This window comes from Streptomyces populi (assembly GCF_002911015.1).
Classification (GTDB): domain Bacteria; phylum Actinomycetota; class Actinomycetes; order Streptomycetales; family Streptomycetaceae; genus Streptomyces; species Streptomyces populi.
In genome coordinates, this window is the sequence record NZ_KZ626917.1 from 21,473 (window position 1) to 39,757 (window position 18,285).

At 72.2% G+C, this 18,285-nt stretch carries 16 protein-coding genes and 2 pseudogenes; 6 read left to right on the top strand and 12 right to left on the bottom strand.

Annotated elements, in window-relative coordinates:
* The first annotated feature begins 60 nt into the window (after nucleotides 1–60).
* A complete protein-coding gene (locus CW362_RS30215) occupies nucleotides 61–1,563 on the top strand; it encodes a TldD/PmbA family protein (RefSeq protein ID WP_103552788.1) in 1,503 nt (500 codons plus the stop codon).
* Complete coding sequence (locus CW362_RS30220; RefSeq protein WP_103552789.1) at nucleotides 1,563–2,972, top strand: metallopeptidase TldD-related protein; 1,410 nt, start codon at nucleotides 1,563–1,565, stop codon at nucleotides 2,970–2,972. Before CW362_RS30215 ends, CW362_RS30220 begins: the two co-directional genes overlap by 1 nt.
* A gap of 16 nt (nucleotides 2,973–2,988) precedes the next feature.
* Here the strand turns inward: CW362_RS30220 and CW362_RS30225 are convergent, their stop codons facing one another.
* The 11 genes and pseudogenes from CW362_RS30225 to CW362_RS30275 all read right to left on the bottom strand — a co-directional run bounded on the left by CW362_RS30225 (nucleotide 2,989) and on the right by CW362_RS30275 (nucleotide 13,819).
* Nucleotides 2,989–3,963, bottom strand: coding sequence for a helix-turn-helix transcriptional regulator (locus CW362_RS30225; protein WP_103552790.1), 975 nt, complete (start codon nucleotides 3,961–3,963; stop codon nucleotides 2,989–2,991).
* 135 nt (nucleotides 3,964–4,098) lie between these two features.
* A complete protein-coding gene (locus CW362_RS30230) occupies nucleotides 4,099–5,187 on the bottom strand; it encodes a fatty acid desaturase family protein (protein WP_103552791.1) in 1,089 nt (362 codons plus the stop codon).
* 129 nt (nucleotides 5,188–5,316) lie between these two features.
* Nucleotides 5,317–5,454: a hypothetical protein gene (locus CW362_RS43495; RefSeq protein ID WP_162684268.1), complete on the bottom strand. Its 138-nt coding sequence runs from the start codon at nucleotides 5,452–5,454 to the stop codon at nucleotides 5,317–5,319.
* 209 nt (nucleotides 5,455–5,663) lie between these two features.
* Nucleotides 5,664–6,281: a hypothetical protein gene (locus CW362_RS30235; protein WP_162684269.1), complete on the bottom strand. Its 618-nt coding sequence runs from the start codon at nucleotides 6,279–6,281 to the stop codon at nucleotides 5,664–5,666.
* 724 nt (nucleotides 6,282–7,005) lie between these two features.
* Nucleotides 7,006–8,190 (bottom strand): ATP-grasp domain-containing protein, encoded by a 1,185-nt coding sequence (locus tag CW362_RS30245; protein ID WP_162684270.1) that lies wholly within the window; start codon nucleotides 8,188–8,190, stop codon nucleotides 7,006–7,008.
* Nucleotides 8,178–9,464 carry an ATP-grasp domain-containing protein gene (locus CW362_RS30250; RefSeq protein ID WP_103552795.1) on the bottom strand — a complete coding sequence of 429 codons (1,287 nt, stop codon included), beginning with the start codon at nucleotides 9,462–9,464 and terminating at the stop codon, nucleotides 8,178–8,180. The genes CW362_RS30245 and CW362_RS30250 overlap by 13 nt, the downstream gene beginning before the upstream one ends.
* Nucleotides 9,465–9,587: 123 nt before the next feature.
* Nucleotides 9,588–10,265, bottom strand: coding sequence for an iron-containing redox enzyme family protein (locus CW362_RS30255; RefSeq protein WP_103552796.1), 678 nt, complete (start codon nucleotides 10,263–10,265; stop codon nucleotides 9,588–9,590).
* A 47-nt stretch (nucleotides 10,266–10,312) separates the two neighbouring features.
* On the bottom strand, nucleotides 10,313–11,242 hold the full coding sequence (locus CW362_RS30260) for an EamA family transporter (protein WP_103552797.1): 930 nt from the start codon (nucleotides 11,240–11,242) through the stop codon (nucleotides 10,313–10,315).
* A gap of 80 nt (nucleotides 11,243–11,322) precedes the next feature.
* Nucleotides 11,323–12,008: pseudogene (locus CW362_RS45515) on the bottom strand (FAD:protein FMN transferase).
* 22 nt (nucleotides 12,009–12,030) lie between these two features.
* The gene (locus CW362_RS30270; RefSeq protein WP_103552798.1) at nucleotides 12,031–12,462 is read right to left on the bottom strand and encodes an FMN-binding protein; all 432 of its coding nucleotides are present in this window, start codon (nucleotides 12,460–12,462) and stop codon (nucleotides 12,031–12,033) included.
* A 19-nt stretch (nucleotides 12,463–12,481) separates the two neighbouring features.
* The gene (locus tag CW362_RS30275) at nucleotides 12,482–13,819 is read right to left on the bottom strand and encodes a ferredoxin reductase family protein (RefSeq protein ID WP_103552799.1); all 1,338 of its coding nucleotides are present in this window, start codon (nucleotides 13,817–13,819) and stop codon (nucleotides 12,482–12,484) included.
* A 217-nt stretch (nucleotides 13,820–14,036) separates the two neighbouring features.
* On the opposite strand from CW362_RS30275, the gene CW362_RS30280 reads away from it, so the two are divergent.
* The 3 genes from CW362_RS30280 to CW362_RS30295 all read left to right on the top strand — a co-directional run bounded on the left by CW362_RS30280 (nucleotide 14,037) and on the right by CW362_RS30295 (nucleotide 17,047).
* Complete coding sequence (locus CW362_RS30280) at nucleotides 14,037–14,735, top strand: response regulator transcription factor (protein ID WP_103552800.1); 699 nt, start codon at nucleotides 14,037–14,039, stop codon at nucleotides 14,733–14,735.
* 5 nt (nucleotides 14,736–14,740) lie between these two features.
* A complete protein-coding gene (locus tag CW362_RS30285; protein WP_103552801.1) occupies nucleotides 14,741–16,231 on the top strand; it encodes a sensor histidine kinase in 1,491 nt (496 codons plus the stop codon).
* 396 nt (nucleotides 16,232–16,627) lie between these two features.
* A complete protein-coding gene (locus tag CW362_RS30295; RefSeq protein ID WP_103552803.1) occupies nucleotides 16,628–17,047 on the top strand; it encodes a contact-dependent growth inhibition system immunity protein in 420 nt (139 codons plus the stop codon).
* Between the two features lie 105 nt (nucleotides 17,048–17,152).
* Here the strand turns inward: CW362_RS30295 and CW362_RS30300 are convergent, their stop codons facing one another.
* A complete protein-coding gene (locus tag CW362_RS30300; RefSeq protein ID WP_103552805.1) occupies nucleotides 17,153–17,914 on the bottom strand; it encodes a DeoR/GlpR family DNA-binding transcription regulator in 762 nt (253 codons plus the stop codon).
* A gap of 90 nt (nucleotides 17,915–18,004) precedes the next feature.
* Between CW362_RS30300 and CW362_RS30305 the strand changes: the two are divergent.
* Nucleotides 18,005–18,285: pseudogene (locus tag CW362_RS30305) on the top strand (MFS transporter); the annotation flags it as partial.

An 18,285-nucleotide genomic window follows, 5' to 3' on the forward strand; every position in this document is an offset into this window, starting at 1 on the left:
GGGGCCCGACGTCCCGGCCCCGGCCCCGGCCCCGGCCCCGGCCCCGAAGGAGAACGCGCCATGGACCGCGAGGTCAGCCGGCAGTTCGCGCACGCCCACCAGAGGCGGCTCGCCGACGCCGCCCTGCTGCGAGCGCGCGAACTGGGCGTGCAGAGCGCCGAGTTCCGCGCCGAGCACGTGCGTGACGCGTCCTGGCGGCTGCGGGACGCCCGGTCGGCCGGCGCCTCCGACACGGTGACGGCGGGATTCTCCGTACGGGTCCTGCACGACGGCGTCCGGGGCTTCGCGGCGCGCACCGCGGCCGGCGTCGACGCGGCCGTCGCCGCGGTCGAGGAGGCCGTGCGGGTCGCCCGGGCCGCCCGGCCGCTCGCCCGCCGCCGCGTGGAGGCCGTGCCCGAGCCGGTGCACGGGGAACGGACCTGGCTGTCCGCGTACGAGAGGGATCCGTTCGAGGTGCCCGAGGAGGAGAGGACGGCGCTGCTCGCAGAGTACAGCGCACGGCTGCTCGCGGCCCCCGGGGTCCGGCACACGGACGCCTGTGTGCAGGCGGTCAGGGAGTGCACGTTCCTCGCGGACCTGGAGGGCAACCGCATCCTCCAGCAACGGGTACGCGTCCTGCCGGAGTTCACCGCCCACACCACCGACCCGGAAACCGCCGCCCCGGTGAGCCTGCGCACCACGGCACCGTCGGCGGGCCGGGGCTGGGAGTTCCTGACCGGCACGGGCTGGGACTGGGACGGCGAACTGGCCGAGCTGCCGGGCCTGTTGGCCGAGAAGGCGGCGGCGCCGACGGTCGAGCCGGGCACCTACGACCTGGTGGTCGACCCCACGAACCTGTGGCTCACGCTGCACGAGACCGTCGGGCACGCCACCGAACTGGACCGCGCCCTCGGCCACGAGGCGTCCTTCGCGGGCACCTCGTTCGCCACCCCTGACCAGCTGGGCACCCTGCGCTACGGGTCGCCCGTCATGAACGTCACCGCCGACCGGACGGCCCCGCACGCCCTGGCCACCATCGGCTACGACGCCGAAGGAGTGGCCGCGCAGCGCTGGGACCTGGTGCGCGAGGGCGTCCTGACCGGTTTCCAGGTGGACCGCGCGGGCGCGGCCCGTGCCGGGTATCCGCGGTCCAACGGGTGTTCCTTCGCGGACGGTTTCGACCGGCACCCGCTCCAGCGCATGCCGAACGTCTCGCTGCGGCCCGCCGCGGGCGGCCCGGACACCGACGAACTGATCTCCCGGGTGCACGACGGCCTGTACGTGGTGGGCGACGGGTCCTGGTCCATCGACACCCGGCGGCAGAACTTCCAGTTCACCGGGCAGCGGTTCCACCGGATCCGCGCGGGCCGGATCACCGGCCAGGTCAGGGACGCCGCCTACCAGTCGACCACGACGGAGTTCTGGCGCTCCCTGGAGGCGGTGGGCGGGCCGCGGACGTACCTGCTGTGCGGGGCGTTCCACTGCGGGAAGGGCCGCCCGGTCCAGGTGGCCCCCGCGGGCCACGGCAGCCCCTCGGCGCTCTTCCGTGCCGTGGGCGTCCTCAGCACACGGGAGGAGCGGTGATGTCGAGCACACCACGGGACGTCGTCGAGCGCGCGCTCGCCCTGTCGCGGGCGGCGCACTGCGCCGTGATCGTCGACGAGACCGACACGGCGTGGCTGCGCTGGGCGGGCGACGACGTGACCGCGGCCGGGACGAGCGGCACCCGGCGGGTCACGGTGGTGTCCACCGGCCGCGGGGGCGACGCGGCGGCCTCCGCGACGCTCGAGGACGTGCACGACCCGCGGGATCTCGCGGACCTGGTGCACGCGTCGCGGTCCCTGGCCGACCGGGCCGGGGGCACGCCCCCACCACTGGAGCCGGTCTCCGGGAGCGGCGTGGACCCCGATGCCGACGAGCCGACCGGCGCGGTCCCCGCACAGGATCAACTCAATTCCGTGATACCCGAGTTGACACGACTACAGGCGGACGGGCGTATCGCGTCGCACGGATTCGCGCAGCACCGCACGGTCACGTCCTGGCTGGGCACGTCGGCCGGGGTGCGCCGGCGGCACCGCCGCCCGACGAGCACGCTCGACCTCAACGCCCTTTCCCCGGACGGGACCCGTACGGCCTGGGCCGGCGCGGTCGCCGACGGCTTCCGGGACGTCGATCTGGCCGCGATGCGCGCCGCCACCACCGGAAGGCTTCGACAGCCGCTGCCCTACCGCGAGTTGCCCCCGGGCCGCTACGAGACGATCCTCGCTCCGGCGGCCGTGGCCGATCTGATGACCGTCGCGTACCGGGCCGCCGGGGCCGCCGACGCCGCCGGGGGCCGGACCGTCTTCGCACGGACCTCGGGAGGCACCCGGATCGGCGAGCGCCTCGCCGCCCTGCCGCTGAACCTGCGCGGCGACCCCCTGGAGACCGGGCTCGCGTGCTGTCCGTTCGTGCTCTCGCGCGGCGACGTCTCGGACGTGTTCGGTGAGGCCGTGCAGTCCGGTTCGGACCCCTCCGACAACGGACTCGCGCTGTCGTCGACGCACTGGATGAAGGACGGCACCCTCACCGCCCTGCCGGCCTCGCGCGCCGACGCGCACCGCCTCGGCCTGCCCGCCCGCCCGGCGATCGGCAACCTGATCCTCGACGGGGGCACGGAGCGCTCCCTGTCCGAGATGATCCGCTCCACCCGGCGCGGTCTGCTGATCACGTGCCTGTGGTACATGAGGCCCACGGAAGCCGCCACGCTGTCCCTCACCGGGCTGACCCGCGACGGTGTCCACCTGGTGGAGGACGGCCGGGTCAGCGCGTACGTGAACGACTTCCGCTTCGCCGAATCGCCCGTCTCGCTCCTGGCCCGGGCCACCGAGGCGGGCCGCACCGAACGGGCGCCGGGCCGTGAGTTCGGCATGCACTTCCCGCGCACGGCCATGCCGCCGCTGCGGATCCCGGACTTCCGGCTCACGGCGCGCGCCCCGTCCGCCCACGGGTGACCCGGGCGCGGGGGCTTCAGAGCCAGCCGCGCCGGCTCGCCAGCACCCCCATCTGGAAGCGGCTGCCCGCGCCGAGCTGGTCGGTGAGGTCGGAGATCCGGCGCCGGACGGTGCGCTGCGACACCCCCAGCTGCCGTCCGACCGCCTCGTCGGTCAGTCCCTTGGCCAGCAGTCGCAGCACCTCCCGGTCACCCGCGGTCAGTTCGCCGTCGGGCGATTCCGGACGGTCCTCGCCGAACGGGGTGGCCTCCTCCCAGTACCTCTCGAAGAGGGCGAGCAGGGCGCAGAGCATGCCGCTGCCGGTGACCACCAGGGCGCCCACACCGCGGTCGGCGGGGTTCACCGGGATCAGCGCGGTCTCCCGGTCGAAGATGAGCAGGGGCAGGGGAAGCACGGGGTTGGTCCGCACCTCGGCGCCGCTCTCGGTGAGCCAGCGCGCGTGCTCCCGCGTCGGCGGGTGGTTGCGGACGCTCTCCAGGTACAGGCCGCGCAGCACGACCCCGCGCTCCAGGGCGGACCGGTCGGTGGAACGGCCGGCCTCCAGGGCCTGCGCCTCGTACGTGCCCGGGTTGAACGAGACGATCTCCTCCGTGCTGCGGCAGACGAGCTCCTCGATCCTGGTGCGCACCGCGTCGATGCCCTCCAGGCGCTGCACGCCGTTGTCCCCGGGCACGAAACCGACCGTGGTGTACTCGGACACCAGCTGGGCCAGGGTGGCCCGCCGCCGCTCCAGTTCCTGGCGCTCGCGCAGCAGCCGTTCTTCCTGGTCGGCCAGGAGCGCCCCCACCGCGACCTCGGGACTGATGGGCAGGACCAGGTCCTCGTCCTGCCAGGAGCGGCGGATCAGGGCCATGTCCGCGAGCCGCCCGATCGCCTCGCGGACCGTGGACTCCTCTGCGTCCAGCGCGGCGGTCAGTTCGTGGACGCGCTGCCCCGAAGTTCTGAGGATCTGCCGGTAGACAGATTCCTCCAGACCGTCCAACCCCAGCACGAGACCCCCAAGATCATCAGTGATGTCGGGATGACTCTATGTCAACTTTCACATACCCATGCAAGACCTGTCTCACGCAATGGTCCGGACAGGCGCCTCGCCTGCCCGGACCGCGCGCATCCCTGCGGCCGGGTTCTAGACCACCGGTTCGAGCGCCGGGGCCGGCGCCGCGGAACCGGTCACCGGACGGTGCCCGCGCTCGCCCAGGCCACGGACGACCTGCCGGATGGCGGAGTCCTGGCCCTGCGGACCCTTGGTGAACAGACCGCCCGCCCGGGCGTCCCAGCTCGCGTACTCCGCGTCCCGCAGACGCAGCTCGTGCACCTTGCGCATGTTCCAGTACGGGGTGCGCACGTCCAGATGGTGGTCCAGGTGGAAGTTCTCCCGGTGCATCGCGGTCAGGAACCGCTCCAGGCCGCGGCTCTTGCGGTTGCGCGTCATGTAGAGGTTCACATCGTGGTCACGGACCAGCGGCGTGTGCTCCGCCAGCTCGATGTACCAGCTGATGATCTGGAACGTGGTGAGGAAGGGCACGATCCAGAACAGCGCGAAGGCGCCCAGGAGTCCGTTCAGGCCGAGCAGCCCGAGCGCCGCCGCCCAGAAGACGACGAAGGCGATCCTGTCCCGGCGGGCCTTGACCCGGTGGTCGGGGCGGACCTCCGCCTCGTCCGTGTCCTTGGCCCCGCCCAGCCGGTTCATCAGCAGGTACTTCACGACGGCCAGGGTGCGGGCACCGAGCGCCGGCAGCACCACGAGCTTCATCCAGCGCTGTCGCTCGCTCAGCCCTTCCTCGTAGACGCCCTGTTCGATGAAGAAGACGAGGTCCGGATCGACGTCGGGGCGGCCCAGCTTCGGGTGGTGGGTCGCCACATGGGTCTTCTTGTAGGCGTAGTGCGTCTGGAAGATCGGGTACGCGGAGAGCGCCGTGCCGAGCACGAGGTTCAGCACGCGGTTGCGGGCGAGGGTGCCGTGCGCGCTCTCGTGCAGCAGGGTGGCCAGCGCACGCATCCGCGAGCCCACCACGATCAGGGTGACGGGGTAGAACCAGTACGAGACACCGAGGCTGAGCCAGATCGCGGCCGTGATCCAGAAGGCGTCGGACGCGAAGGCCATGATCCCGTGCCAGTTGTCGAGACGGTTCAACTCACGTATGTGCTCCTGGATCTCCTTGTCGAAGCGGTACGGCTTGTAACGGCCCTTGTGCACGGCCCATTGGGTGGACATGGTCATCCTTCGATCGGTTCGAGGTTGCTGCGCGCACGGCGCCGTGCGGGGCGCCCACGCAGAACCGGCATGCCGACCGCGTCGGTCGGCATGCCGGTGTGCTTCGGATCCGGTCGGGCAGAGCCCGTCTCACCACTCGGTGACGTCCGGGGAAACGGTCGCCGTGGTGCCCGCGGCGGCCGCGTCGGCGGCGCCGACACCGGCGCCCAGGGTCACGACGGCGAGAGCGGTCGTCAGCGAAAGGGCGGCCCGACGGATGAAGCGCATGGAAGTTCCTTTTCTTGATGGCTCTTGATGAGTGGGAACAACTGGATCGGCGGAATTCACGGGCATCGACGAACCGTTCCTGCCGCCAGAAGAGATCTTTGCCGACCCCGGCCTGACGGCGAAAGGGATCGAGGCGTCCGCAAATGTCATTGGCCCTCTTAGGACACCCCGGGGAAGAACGGGTTCCGGATTCCGGATTTCGGAATGTCTCAGCCGGAGGGAGGGGAGACGGGAACGACGAAGTACGCGAGAAGGCCGGTCCGCAGCGGGGCGTCCGGGACGAAGAGCCGGTGGCCGGCGGCGGTCGGCGGCCAGTGGGCGTCGCGCGGCATGCCGAGGTGCTCGGCGACCAGGCCGGACCAGCCCGGCATGACCGGTCGGATCACCACGGCGAGCGTGGCCAGGAGTTCCAGGTGGGCGAGGAGCTGGGTCCTCCGGGCCGAGTGCGCCAGCAGGCGCGCGGAGGTGATCCGCCGCAGGTCGCGCCGCGCCTCGACCACCGTGCGCACGAACACGGCCGCCGCCCGGTCGGGCGCGAAGGAGTGGGGCGAGAGCCACTCGCGCACCTCGTACGGGGCCGTGGCCAGCAGCCGGACCGCCGCCCCGGCCGGAAGCCCGGCGTCCGGGCGCGGACCCGGCGACCGGACGCCGACGACGTCGAGCAACTGGTGCAGCAGCCCGTCGGACCACCGTTCCAACTCGTCGATCAGGAACAGCTGGACGGTCTCGTCCAGCTCGCGCGGATGAATGACGGGCGGCGAACCGTTCTCCGAAAGAAGGCAGGCGTGAAAACGAAGTGCGTCACTGTGCGCGCTATTCACTGTCAACCGGATCGCATTTCCGTGTCGCGGGCGAAAGATCTCCGGGTTCCATCCGCTGCCGTGTGCACATTCTGTGGCCGGAAGGGCCTGGGATGAATGACTTTGTGGCGGCCGGAAGAGGATTCGTCCGCATCCGGCCACGGCATTGCACCGTGATGCTCCGTGGCCGGTTCCGGACACGGGGACGCCCGATCGACTTCGACGACGGCTCCGACGACCGAGGCCGGGACCACGGCCCGGAACGACGTGGGGACCGGAACGGCGCCGGCCGGAACGGCGCCGGCCGGAACGGCGCGGGGGCGGAACGGCGCGGGGGCGGAACGGCGCGGGGGCGGAACGAGCGCACCAGGACGCGCACCGCGCTTCGCGTCGGCTCCCGCGGCAGGACGCTCGGCCTCCGGGCCGGTGATCCGCACCTCGCGGTTCGCACCTCGCGATCCGCGAAGCGCGAACCACGGCCGGGGATCTCCTTCCCCGCTCCGCCGTAGTGGCGCCGCCGCGCCGACCGGGCCCTGCGCCACGGTCGTCATGGAGGACCGCGTCCACGGCGTGTCCGCGCGGCCGGCCGACGGCCCGGTCGAGGCCGTCCGCCCCCGCCGCTGTCCGCCCGGGGGGAGCCCGGACCGGCCCTATCCCGCCGAGCGCCCCGGAAGCACCCCCGTGCCCCCCGGCGCCGTCGGTACGGCCGGCGGATGACCGGCCGCCGGTCCGACGCCCCCGGAGGACGGACTCACAGGGCTTCCAGCTCGTAGGCGTACTCGGCGGCGGTGCGCGTGACGGCCTGTTCGACGGCTCGGGGCGAGGGGCCCCGGTAGCGGAAGCGGCCGAGGATCTCCTCGTAGCCGCCGTCCCCGGTGAAGGCCCGGCCGGGGTCGGGGAGTTGCTCGGCGTACAGGTGGGGAATGCCGTCGGTCATGGACGAACGCGCGACCAGCCGGTGGCCGACGGGCTCCGGGAACATCAGGAAGCCCGCGTAGACGCCCGGGGCGGCCGGGACGGCGGAGGGACGCTCGCCGAGGGCGATGCGGACCCATTCGGCGAAGAGGTCCACCCCGTACACGTCACGGACGGTGAAGGGGATCTCGCCACCGCCCACCCTGGCACCCACCTCGAGGAAGACGAACCCGTCCCGGTGCTCGATGAGTTCCAGGTGGTACGGGCCGTCGGTGAGCCGCAGCGCGTCGAGGGCCTCCGCCGCGAGCGCCTTCGCCCGCTCGGCGGCGGGTCCGTCCTGCACCACGGACCCCAACCACTGTCCCTGGGTGAAACCCAGGCAGGTGTTCAGGTAACGGGAGGGAAGGGTGAAGACGTCCTCGCCCTCGTACCGGAGCCCGTCGACGTGCCAGATCGGCCCCTCGACGTACTCCTCGACCTCGTGGTCGGTGAGGTCCAGGCCGCCCAGCACCTCGGTCGCGTCGTCGTCCTCGGCGAGGACGACGCAGCCCGCCGAGGCGGCTCCCGAGCGGGGTTTGACCACCACGGGCCCCGACAGGGCGGCGGCGAACGCGGTGACCTCCGGAACGGATTCCACCGTGGCGAAGCGCGGCGATCTGACACCGGACTCGGCCAGGGCCGCCTTCATCCGCGCCTTGTCCCGGAACAGCAGGGTCGCCGCGGTGTCCATGCCGGCACAGCCGAACTTCTCGCGGACCTGGGCGGCGGTCAGCAGGTCGAACTCCGACAGGGCGAGAACCGCGTCGAAGCGGCCGGCGGCCCGGTGGCACAGGCCGGCCGCCACCAGTACGGAGTCGGCGTCGGAGACGTCGGCGACGGTCTCGACGTGTCCCGCGCCCTCCGGAATCATCGGCACGTGTCCGGCCACGGTCACGTAACTCACCGTGTGGCGAAGATGGTCGAGGTACTTGCCGTAGTCCGCGAAGTCGTCGCTGTACCGGTTGATGATCAAGATATGCACAGGGGTCGCTCCACCTTCACTGCGGTTGTGATGAGTTCGTCCACCTCGGCGAACGCCCTGTCCAGGCTCTGCCGGTCGGGGGCCGCGAAAACGGCGTGCCCGAACCGGCCCCGGAAGTCGGTGGCGGGGACGAGCAGCGCGTCGCTTCCGACGGTCACCTTCGCCTCCAGGCAGCCGTCGAGCGCGCCGGTCAGCTCTTCGAGCCGACGGGGTTCGCCCAGGGTCGCCGGATCCGGGACGGTGAAGAAGCGGACACCGGCGACACGCCCGGACTCCCCGGCGGCCGGCGGCGGCACCGGGCGACCGCTCAGCACCCGGAGCATCGCGGCCGGCAGGTCGACCCCGTGGGCCAGCGCCACGAGCCGCTGGATGTGATCACCGCCCAGGCGCGCCGCCACCTCGATGACCACCGGGCCTTCGGACGTGAGCCGGGCTTCGAGGTGGAAGGCGCCGACGTCCATCCCGAGCGCGCGGACGGCCGCCACGGCCACGTCCTCGAGCTCGGTCCGCACCCGGCGCGCGAGACCGGGATCGACGACGTGCCCGGTCTCGACGAAATGCGGTTCGGGCCCCAGCTGCTTCTGCGTGACGGCCACGACGTGGGGGACGCCGTCGCACGCGTAGCCTTCGACGCTGAACTCGGGCCCTCGCACGTACGATTCGAGCAGGAGGGACTCCCCCAGCCAGAGCCCCATGTCGTCCATGGGGGCGAGGCGGGAGCCCTGGACGTGGTCGAGGAGCTCCGTGTGGTCGTCGACGCGGCGGACACCGAGGCTGCCCGAACCGTTCACCGGCTTGAGCACCGCCGGGAATCCGACGAGGTCGGCCGCCCGTCGGCAGGCGGCCTCCCCTCCATGGTGTGCGGAGATCGGCACGCCACGTGCCACGGGAACTCCCGCCGCCGCCAGGGCGTGCTTCATCTTCCGCTTGTCGCGCAGCACTTCGGCGGTCGTCGGATCGATACCGGGCAGCCCCAGACGGGCCGCCGCCGCGGCGACGACCGGAACCGCGTACTCGAAACCGGGCACGACCGCGGCCACGGTCTCCCGCCCGGCCAGCGCGGCGGCCAGGTCCGCCACCGCGTCGGCCGACCGGGTGTCCACCCGGTCGTGCACGGCGGTCCCCGCCTCGACCGCCTTCCGCACGGGCGCCGGGAGGAGGTGGAGGGGCCTGCGGTCGACCACCCGGACGCTGAGACCGAGCCCGATCGCGGAGGGTATGAGCTCGGTGCCGGACGATTCCGGCTCGACTATCAGGGCGGTCGGGGCGCGCATGTTCCTCCTCGGACGAGGGCCGGTCCGTCGAATCGGGCCGGGAGCCCGACAGGACCCGAAGGACCGGCCCGGAAATGAACCGTCACCAAGTGATGTCCGGCAGGCAGCGCCTGGGACGTCGTCTCACAGGGCCTGAGCGGCCACCGTCGATTCGTGGAGCTCGGTGAAGTACAGGGCGATCAGGTCGACGAAGTTGACGAGATGGCGCTCGGCGTCGGAGAACTCGCCCCAGCCGGCGACGGCACGCTCCACGGTGGACCACATCAACTCGTCGTGGTCATGGGCCTCGTCGTAGTCGATGTGGGCCTGTGAGCCCTTGACCATGTCGAGGCCGAACACCTCGGCGGCGTTCTTCGTGATGGTCGGGTTGTACTTGTCCGAGTACCACTCGACGAACCAGTTCCAGACCGCGGTGGGCAGCGGCCCGTCCTGGTTGATGGAGAAGTACAGGTAGCCGATCAGGTACTCGGTCGAGGCGAACGGCCGCGTGGCGTCGACGTCCTCCTTGGACAACCCGAACTTCTTCAGGTCCCGCAGGAACATGCCCTCGTGGTTGTTCTCCTCCGAGAGGTAGCGGGCCAGAGTGGCCGCGAGCCGGTGGTCCTTGTAGCCGACCTTGTAGAGACCGTAGGCGTCGACCTCGTTGTTCAGGCGGATGCGCAGCACGGTCTCGACCAGGTGCCTGCGGTAGTAGTCCTGATCGGTCCACTCCCCCGCGTGGAACTCCCGCGCTTTCGGGACCTTCGTGAAGAGCTTCTCCATGTGTTCTTCGGCAAGCTTCTCGAGACGGTCACGGGACATGGTGACTCCATTTCTTCATAAGATGTCGGCTTATGTGAATGCGGGGCTCACGGCACTTCCGCGCCGACCGCCGGGCGTTCGGCGGTCTCCTCGGGCGCGGGCGCCTCCTCCTGCCGCGGGCTCCGGCTTCCCCGGCGCACGGCGCCCAGGCTCGCCGCCATGACGCAGGCGATCCCGGCGTACTGGACGGCGTCACCGGACTGCGAGAGCAGCAGAAGGCCGATCATGGCCGCGATGCCCGGCTCGAAGCTCATGAGCGTGCCGAACGCGCCGGTGGAAAGACGGCGCAGGGCCACGAGTTCCAGGACGTACGGCAGCACGGGCAGCAGCAGGGCCGCCGCCGCCGAACCGGACAGGATCCGCCAGTCGAGCAGATGCCCTGACGCCTGCGGAAGGCCGAAGGGCGCCGCGCAGAGCGCTGCCACGGAAATCGAGATGGCGAGTCCCTCGACGCCGGGGAACCGGTCGCCGACCTTCTGGGTGAAGACGACGTATCCCCCCAGGCAGGCGCCGGCGAGGAACCCGAAGAAGAGACCCAGGAGTTCCGCGTCCCCCTCCCAGGGGCGCGTCAGGGCCGTGACCCCGATCGCGGCCAGTGCCGGCCACACCAGGTCGACGCGCCTGCCGCGCAACCCCACGATCGCGACGACGAGCGGTCCCAGGAATTCGAGGGCGCTGGCGACGCCCAGAGGAATTCGGTCGATCGCCAGGAAGTAGCAGATGGTCATGGCCGCGCTCATCACACCGAGCGCACCCACGACCAGCAGGTCGGAGCGGGAGCGGCCGCGCAGGCTGGGCCTGGCCCACAGGAGAAGCATCAGCGCGGCCCACGCCAGCCTGAGGAAGGCGGTTCCGAGTGGCCCCGTCTCCTCGAACATCCAGGTGGAAACGGCCGCACCCAGCTGCACACTCGTCATCGCCGCCACGGCGATGGCGGCGGGCCCGGCTGTTCCTGACCGGAATTTCGTTCGACGCATGCCGCTCCCTCTCGTCATCCCGCATTCGTCGTGCTCGGGATCGATCGCTCAGGCGAGTCTTGTCGAAGCCGGACGCCGTGTCAGCGTTCGCCCGCGGCAGCAAGTGCCCATGGCCGCGATGGGTCACCGATGACGCCCGCCGGGGACGCGGCCCACTCGACGCCCTCGGCTCCCATGGCGAAGGCCGCGGTGGCGACCGCGTCCGCCTCGGTCAGGGTGGCGGCCACGACCGTCATGCCGAGCAGTCCCGTCGCCGGGCGCCCGGTGCGGCCGTCGACGATGTGGTCGCCGCGCTCGTAGCGGGCGGAAGTGGCGACCGCACCGTCGGTCGACTCCAGGGTGGCGCACAGCTTGTCGGCGTGTTCGGGGCGGCGCACCCCCACCCGCCAGGCCCGCCGGAGACGACCGCGTCGCCCCCCGCGTCGAGGCAGAACCGCCGTGCGCCGGCCGCCCGCAGCGGCCGCGCTCCCCGCTGCACCGACCAGCCCTTGACCACCGCGCACGGGTCGAGGCCGCGCCCCGGCAGCCGTACGTCGAACGCGCCGCCGGTGGCGAGGCGGTAGTGCTCGCACGGGTCGAGCACCTCCACGAGGTCCTCGCTCAGCTCGTGCCGTGCCGGCTCACCGCGGCCGTGGCGCGACACCCCGCTGCCGGGCCTGAAGGGGCTGAACCGCTCGTCGACCTCGCGCAGCCAGGCGAAGACCGCGTCCGCGGCCCGCTCCGGTACGTCCTCGTCGTCGATCCGCAGCGAGACGGGGAACCCCATGACGTGCTCGACGCGCCGCGTGTCAGGCGCCCCTCGCGTCGATCGCGGCCTGAAGGGACTCCTTGTAGGCGTCGCTGGTGATCGTGGCGCCGGTGACCGTGTCGACGTCCGCGCTCTGCACCTTCAGCGTCTGCGCGACCAGTCGCGGCACCGCCGCCCGCGTCTGCGGATGGTTCGGCTGCCGCAGCATCGTCACGGCGGTGATCCTGCCGCCCTCGAAGGCCACTTGGACCTGCACCGGACCCTTGTCCGTCGTGACGGTCGACCCCTTGACCACCGTGGCGGAGGAGGAGCCCGTGGAACCGGCAGAGGCGGATGTGGATGCGGATGCGGATGCGGAGGGGGCCGGATCCGGCCCGGCGGTGGTTTCCGTGGAGCCCTGGGACGGTTCGTGGCGCCAGACGGCGATCAGCCCCACGATGCTGAGGGCGACGACGGGTACGGCTCGCTTCACGATGTCTTCCTCGTCTGTCTCAGCCGGCCAGGCCGAAGCGCTCGAAGTGGATCTGCCGCTCGGGCACGCCGAGTTCGTCCAGCGTGCCGAGCACGGCGTTCATCATCGGCGGCGGCCCGCACAGGAAGACGTCCCGGTCGGCGATGTCCGGCACCATCCGCTTCAGCTCGAGCGGCGCGAGCTTGTCCGGGACGGGCCCGCCGGTCACCAGATGCAGGTCCGCACCCTTGGCGAGCGCGAGGTCGCGCAGCTCGTCGTGGAGGACGGCGTCGCGCTCGGAGGCCACTCGGTAGACGACGACCGCGTGCCCGTCGAGGTCCTCGAGGAGCGCGCGGATCGGGGTGACGCCCACGCCGCCCGCGATGAGCAGCGACTCGGTGCGCGTGCGGTGCAGGGTGGTGAAGGCGCCGTAGGGCCCCTCGGCGAACACCCGCGTGCCGACCTTCAGGTGACGCAGGGCCGCGCTGCCCTCGCCGACCGCCTTGACGGTCAGGCGCAGGCCGCGGCCGTCGGGGGCGGCGGACAGGGAGAAGGGGTTGGCCTGCCACCAGCGGTCCTTGGTCAGGAACCGCCACAGGAAGAACTGACCGGCCCGCGCGGGCAGTTCGTCGAGGTCGCGGCCGGTGATGTGGATCGAGACGACGGTGTCGGACTCGGGGACGACCGCCGAGACCCGGAACCGGTGGCGCCGGTTGCGCCACAGGGGCAGGGCGACACAACCGAGGAGGACCGAGCCGAGCGCCACGGCCCACACCCCGTACCAGTACGCCGTCGCGGCGGGCGACGAGGTGAAGGTCGTCCCGACGGCGACCTGGTGGGTGAAGGCGAGCACCACGGCCACGTAGGCGTAGAGGTGGATGAAGTGCCAGGTCTCGTAGGCGAGTCGGCGCCGGGCACAGCGGGCGGAGACCGCGCCGACGACGAGGACGAGCCCGAACGCGACGACCGCGCGCAGGACGCCCTCGGTCGTCTCGGCGAGGTCGACGAGCTCGGTGACGGGGCCGACCCCGGCGCCGTCGGCGTACCCGAAGGTGATGAGGACGACGTGCGCGAGCAGCGTCCACAGCAGGGCGAAGCCGGTCCAGCGGTGCCGGCTCGTCAGCCGGTCCATGCCGATCCGGCGGTCGAGCCAGGGCAGCCGGGCCACGAGGACGAGCTGGAAGGCCATGACCAGCGCGCCGTACAGCCCGGTGAGGCGGCCGAGGACGATCAGGGCGTTGGCGGCGAACCCCGCCCGGACGAAGAAGAAGGCGACCACGGCCGCGTTGACGGCGAGCACCGCGCAGAGGCCCGTGCGGGCCACCACCCTGGGGCGTACGGCCGTGGGGCGCGCGGGGGGCGATGGGACGGTCGTCACGGGACGGCAGCTCCTGGGTCGGTCCGGTCCGGTCCGGTCGGGTCGGTCCGGTCGGGTCGGGTCGGGTCGGGTCGGGTCGGGTCGGGTCGGGGAACTCCGAGCCTCGTCGGCGGTGGCTGTCGAGAACCTGTCGGACTGCTGACAAGTCCTTATCAATGGACCCGCTGTGTGAGCCCGGGCACAGGGCCCGGCATGCCTCGTGACGCAGTATGGGCGGGTGGAAAAAGTGCGCCTCCTGGTCGTCGACGACGACCCGCCGATAGCCGACCTCGTCGCGACCGTCGCCCGCTACGAGGGCTGGGACGCCGTCACCGCGAACACCGGTGAGGAGGCGCTCCGTCTGGCCGGCGAGTTCCACCCGGACATCGTGGTGCTCGACCTGATGCTGCCGGGTGTGGACGGCTTCGGCGTCCTGGACCGGCTGCGCCGCTCGGGCACGATGGTGCCCGTCGTCTTCCTGACCGCGCGGGACGGCGTCGCCGACCGGGTGGCGGGGCTGACCCGGGGCGGTGACGACTACCTGGTCAAGCCGTTCGCGGTCGAGGAGTTGATGGCGCGCCTGCGCACCGTGCTGCGGCGCAGCGCGGGACCGAACTTCCAGCGCTCCGTGCTGCGGGTGGGCGACCTGTCGATGGACGAGGACACCCACGAGGTCCGCCACGGCGAGAAGCTGCTCACGCTCACCCCCACCGAGTACGAGGTGCTGCGTTTCCTGCTGCGCAAGTCGCCGACCGTGATGACCAAGGCGCAGATCCTCGACCATGTGTGGGAGTACGGCTTCGGGGGCCGTTCGAACGTCGTGGAACTGGTCGTCAGCCGGCTGCGCCGCAAACTCGACGACGCGGGTGACACGGGCGCGCCGCTGATCCAGACGGTGCGGGGCTTCGGCTACGTCATCCGGCAGGCGGGCGGGTGAGGCGTGTGACCGGCGAGCTGCGCCGGGCGCTGCGGCGGCTGCGGCTCGGCACCCGCCTCGCGCTGGGCCTCGGGGCGCTGTCCCTGGTGGTGTTCGCCGTCGTCGGCGCGGCCCTGACCACGTACATGCGGGACTATCTGACGAACCAGCTCGACGACCAGCTCGGGCTCGCCCAGGTCGCGCAGTCCAGGAGCATCGCCGACACGGGCACGCTCGAGGGCAAGAAGTACTACCGCTGGTACTACGCCGTCTACGACGTCTCGGGCCGCGCCCCCGAGCTGCGCTCGCCCGAGGAGGCCGACGACCTGCCCCAGGACATCGCGCCGCTCACCGCCCTGGCCGCGAAGCAGGTGTCCGACGGCACGGAGGTGCTGCGCACCGCGCGCCTCACGGGGAGGGGCGAGTACCGGCTGCGCGCGTGCGCGGTGAAGCCCGGTGTGGTCCTGGTCAGCGCGGCGCCGACGGACGACATCGACCACACGATGCGGCGGCTGATCGGGTTCCAGGTCGTCGCCTTCGCCGTCGCGCTCGCGGCGCTCGTGGAGTTCGGCCGGCGGATGCTGCGCCGGGGTCTGAACCCGCTCAGCGACATGGCGCGCACCGCGCACGGCATCGCCTCGCACGACCTGACCGAATCGGCGGCCCGGCTGCCGGTCCGCGCCGACAGGCGTGGCGGGGGCCCGGAGGTCGAGGAACTGCGCACGGCCTTCAACACGATGCTGGAGCACATCGACGCCTCGCTCGCGGTCCGCGCGGAGGCCGAGCAGCGCCTGCGGCGCTTCGTCGCCGACGCCTCGCACGAACTGCGCACCCCGCTGATGTCCGTACGGGGCTATGCGGACCTCTTCCAGTACGCCGCCGCCAACGCCCCCGAGGAGCGCGACAAGCACCTGACACGGCTGCGCGCCGAGGCCGCCCGGATGGGGGTGCTCCTGGACGACCTGCTGCTGCTCGCCCGCCTGGACGCGGCCGAGGTGGACGCGCCGCTCAGGCTGCGGGAGGCCGATCTCGTGGCGCTGGCCGGGGAAGCGGCCGCCGCCTTCCGGGCCGGCCACCCGGACCGCCCCCTCACCACCGCCTCGCGGCCGGACGCCCTCGTGCTGCGGATGGACCCGCACCGCATCCGGCAGGTCCTGGACAACCTGCTCACCAACGCGGCCGTGCACACACCGGCCGGCACAGCGGTGTCGGTGGAGGTCGCACGGCAGCGGGACACCGCCGTGGTACGGATCGAGGACGCCGGGCCCGGCGTCCCGCCCGCCGACCGCGAAAAGGTCTTCGACCGTTTCTACCGCGTGGACAAGGCCCGCACCCGCGACCGGGGCGGCAGCGGCCTGGGCCTGTCGGTCGCCCGCTCCCTGGTCCACGCCCACGGCGGCACGATCACCCTCGAGAGCCGGCCGGGCTCGACGCTGTTCACCGTGACGCTGCCGCTGCCGCCGCACGGAGAGCCTCACGCGGCGGTGAACGGCGGATCCCGCGGACCGGTGCTGTGACGTTCCGGAACCGAAGCGTGCGTCCAAGGGCTACGGCCCGCCCCCCTCTCGGCCCGGCGGCCCTGATCCCCGTCCCGGCCGTGCCCGCCACCGCGGTCGGGGCCGCGGTCGTCAGCACACCCGGCGGGACGGCCGTCGACGCCACCCTGCGGCGGGTCTTCGTCGGCGACCGGTGGAACGGGAGGATCGTGACCGCCGGCCACTCCGGTGCCCTCGTCGGCTCCGTGGGCGGACTCGGGACAGTCGTCGACCTGGTCCTCGCCGCCGACGGCGAGACCCTGGACGCGGCGCTGTCCGACAGCCACCAGGTCCTGGCCCTGGACGCCGCCACGCCCGGCGCGCGTGCCTCGATCAACGGCTCCGCGCCGCGGCGCCGGAGCACGGAAGGATTCGACGATGCCCGGAGACTTCGACCGCGGTGGCTCCCTCGAGGAACTGGAAGGCCTTCGCTGGCCGGCTCCCCCCGCGGACTCGACCCCCATGGTCCGGAACGTGTACGAGCTGCGGCGCCGACCGGTCGCGACCCTGGAGCCGCACGAACTGGCCCGGCTGATCGGGCAGGACGTGGGGCTGCCCTGGCTCCTGCCCCTGGCCGTGGAGATCCTGCGGGACACCGCGCCGCGGCAGGGCGAGGGCGGCCGGCTCGACGACGACCTGCTGTACGCGGTCGTCACCAGGAAGCCGGAGGTCTGGGCCACCGCTCCTGAGCCGGCTCGCGAACTCGGGGAAACCGTCGCCCTCCTGACCGACGTCTCGCGCTACGTCCGCCGGGCGATCGACGCGTTCCTCTCGGCACTGCCCGGGGACGACGCCTGACGGCGAGGCGTCCCGGGCCGGATGACGAATGAGCAGCCCCCGCTCCACAGAGGGCCGTTCTCCGGTGGCCAACGGCCGGTGGTCAAACGGTCAGACGGTCAGTGGTCAGACGGTTTTGACGACGGTGCCGGCGCTTTCGAACGCGGCCACCTCGTCGGGGGGCGCGGTGGTGTCGGTGACGAGGGTGTGCAGGAGTGCGGAGGGGCCGACGTGGGCGAAGGCGGTGTGGCCGAGTTTGCTGCCGTCCGTCGCGAGGACGACGCGGCGCGCCGAGGCGATGCCCGCCCTTTTCACCGCGGCGTCGTCGAGGTCGTAGGCGGTCAGTCCGTCGGCCGCGCTCAGTCCGCAGCAGCCGATGACGGCGGTGTCGAAGCGCAGGGCCGCCAGGGAGGCGAGGGTGAGGGGGCCGGTGAGGGCTCCCTCGGCCGCGCGGGGCTGTCCGCCGGGCACCACCAGGGTGGCCTGGCCGGGTGTCTCACCGAGCAGGTGGATGGCCTGTAGGGACAGCGGCACGACGGTGACGGGCCGCTCGCGCAGCAGGCGGGCGACCTCCAGGCAGGTGGTGCCGCTGTCCAGCAGGACGCTCTCCCCGTCGGCGATGAGCGCGCAGACCTCGGCGGCGATCCGGCGTTTGGCGTCGACCGACTCGTTGGTGCGCAGCGCGAACGGGGGTTCCTCCCCCCTGAGCAGCAGGGTGCGCGCGCCGCCCCGGACCCGTTCGAGGACGCCCTGGGAGGCCAGGGTGTCGAGGTCGCGCCGGATGGTCATCTCCGAGGCGCCGGTCAGTTCCGCGAGCTCTTGGACCGTGGCGGCGCCGGAATCCCTGACGGCCTTCGCGATCAGCCCGTGCCGGTCTGCGTTGCTCATACCGGGATTGAACACCACCACACAATGAACATTCAAGGTGTTCAATATCAAGGCTTCCGAACATTAAGTATGTTCGTTACGGTGGATGGCATGGAACGATCGCTTCGAGCCGCCCGCGTGGCGACCTATGTCTACTTCGTGCTGTGCGGCACCCTGATGGGCGCCTGGGTGGTGCACATCCCCGCCGCCGAGGAGCGCGTGGGCGTCAGCCACGCGACGCTGGGCGGCCTGCTGGTCCTGCTCGGGCTCGGAGCCTTCGCCGGGATGCAGGTGGCCGGCCCCCTGACCGACCGCTTCGGCGCGCGCGTCGTGGTCCCCGTCGGCGGCGTGCTGTGCGGCGCGGCCCTGATCCTGCCCGCTCTCGCCCGGGA

Excerpts from the sequence above, each read along its gene's own strand:
- CW362_RS30260 (WP_103552797.1), bottom strand. The coding sequence starts at position 11,242 with ATGCGTCGAACGAAATTCCGGTCAGGAACAGCCGGGCCCGCCGCCATC.
- CW362_RS30255 (WP_103552796.1), bottom strand. The coding sequence starts at position 10,265 with ATGTCCCGTGACCGTCTCGAGAAGCTTGCCGAAGAACACATGGAGAAG.
- CW362_RS30250 (WP_103552795.1), bottom strand. The coding sequence starts at position 9,464 with ATGCGCGCCCCGACCGCCCTGATAGTCGAGCCGGAATCGTCCGGCACC.
- CW362_RS30300 (WP_103552805.1), bottom strand. The coding sequence starts at position 17,914 with ATGAGCAACGCAGACCGGCACGGGCTGATCGCGAAGGCCGTCAGGGAT.
- CW362_RS30230 (WP_103552791.1), bottom strand. The coding sequence starts at position 5,187 with ATGTCCACCCAATGGGCCGTGCACAAGGGCCGTTACAAGCCGTACCGC.
- CW362_RS43495 (WP_162684268.1), bottom strand. The coding sequence starts at position 5,454 with ATGCGCTTCATCCGTCGGGCCGCCCTTTCGCTGACGACCGCTCTCGCC.
- CW362_RS30220 (WP_103552789.1), top strand. The coding sequence starts at position 1,563 with ATGTCGAGCACACCACGGGACGTCGTCGAGCGCGCGCTCGCCCTGTCG.
- CW362_RS30295 (WP_103552803.1), top strand. The coding sequence starts at position 16,628 with ATGCCCGGAGACTTCGACCGCGGTGGCTCCCTCGAGGAACTGGAAGGC.
- CW362_RS30215 (WP_103552788.1), top strand. The coding sequence starts at position 61 with ATGGACCGCGAGGTCAGCCGGCAGTTCGCGCACGCCCACCAGAGGCGG.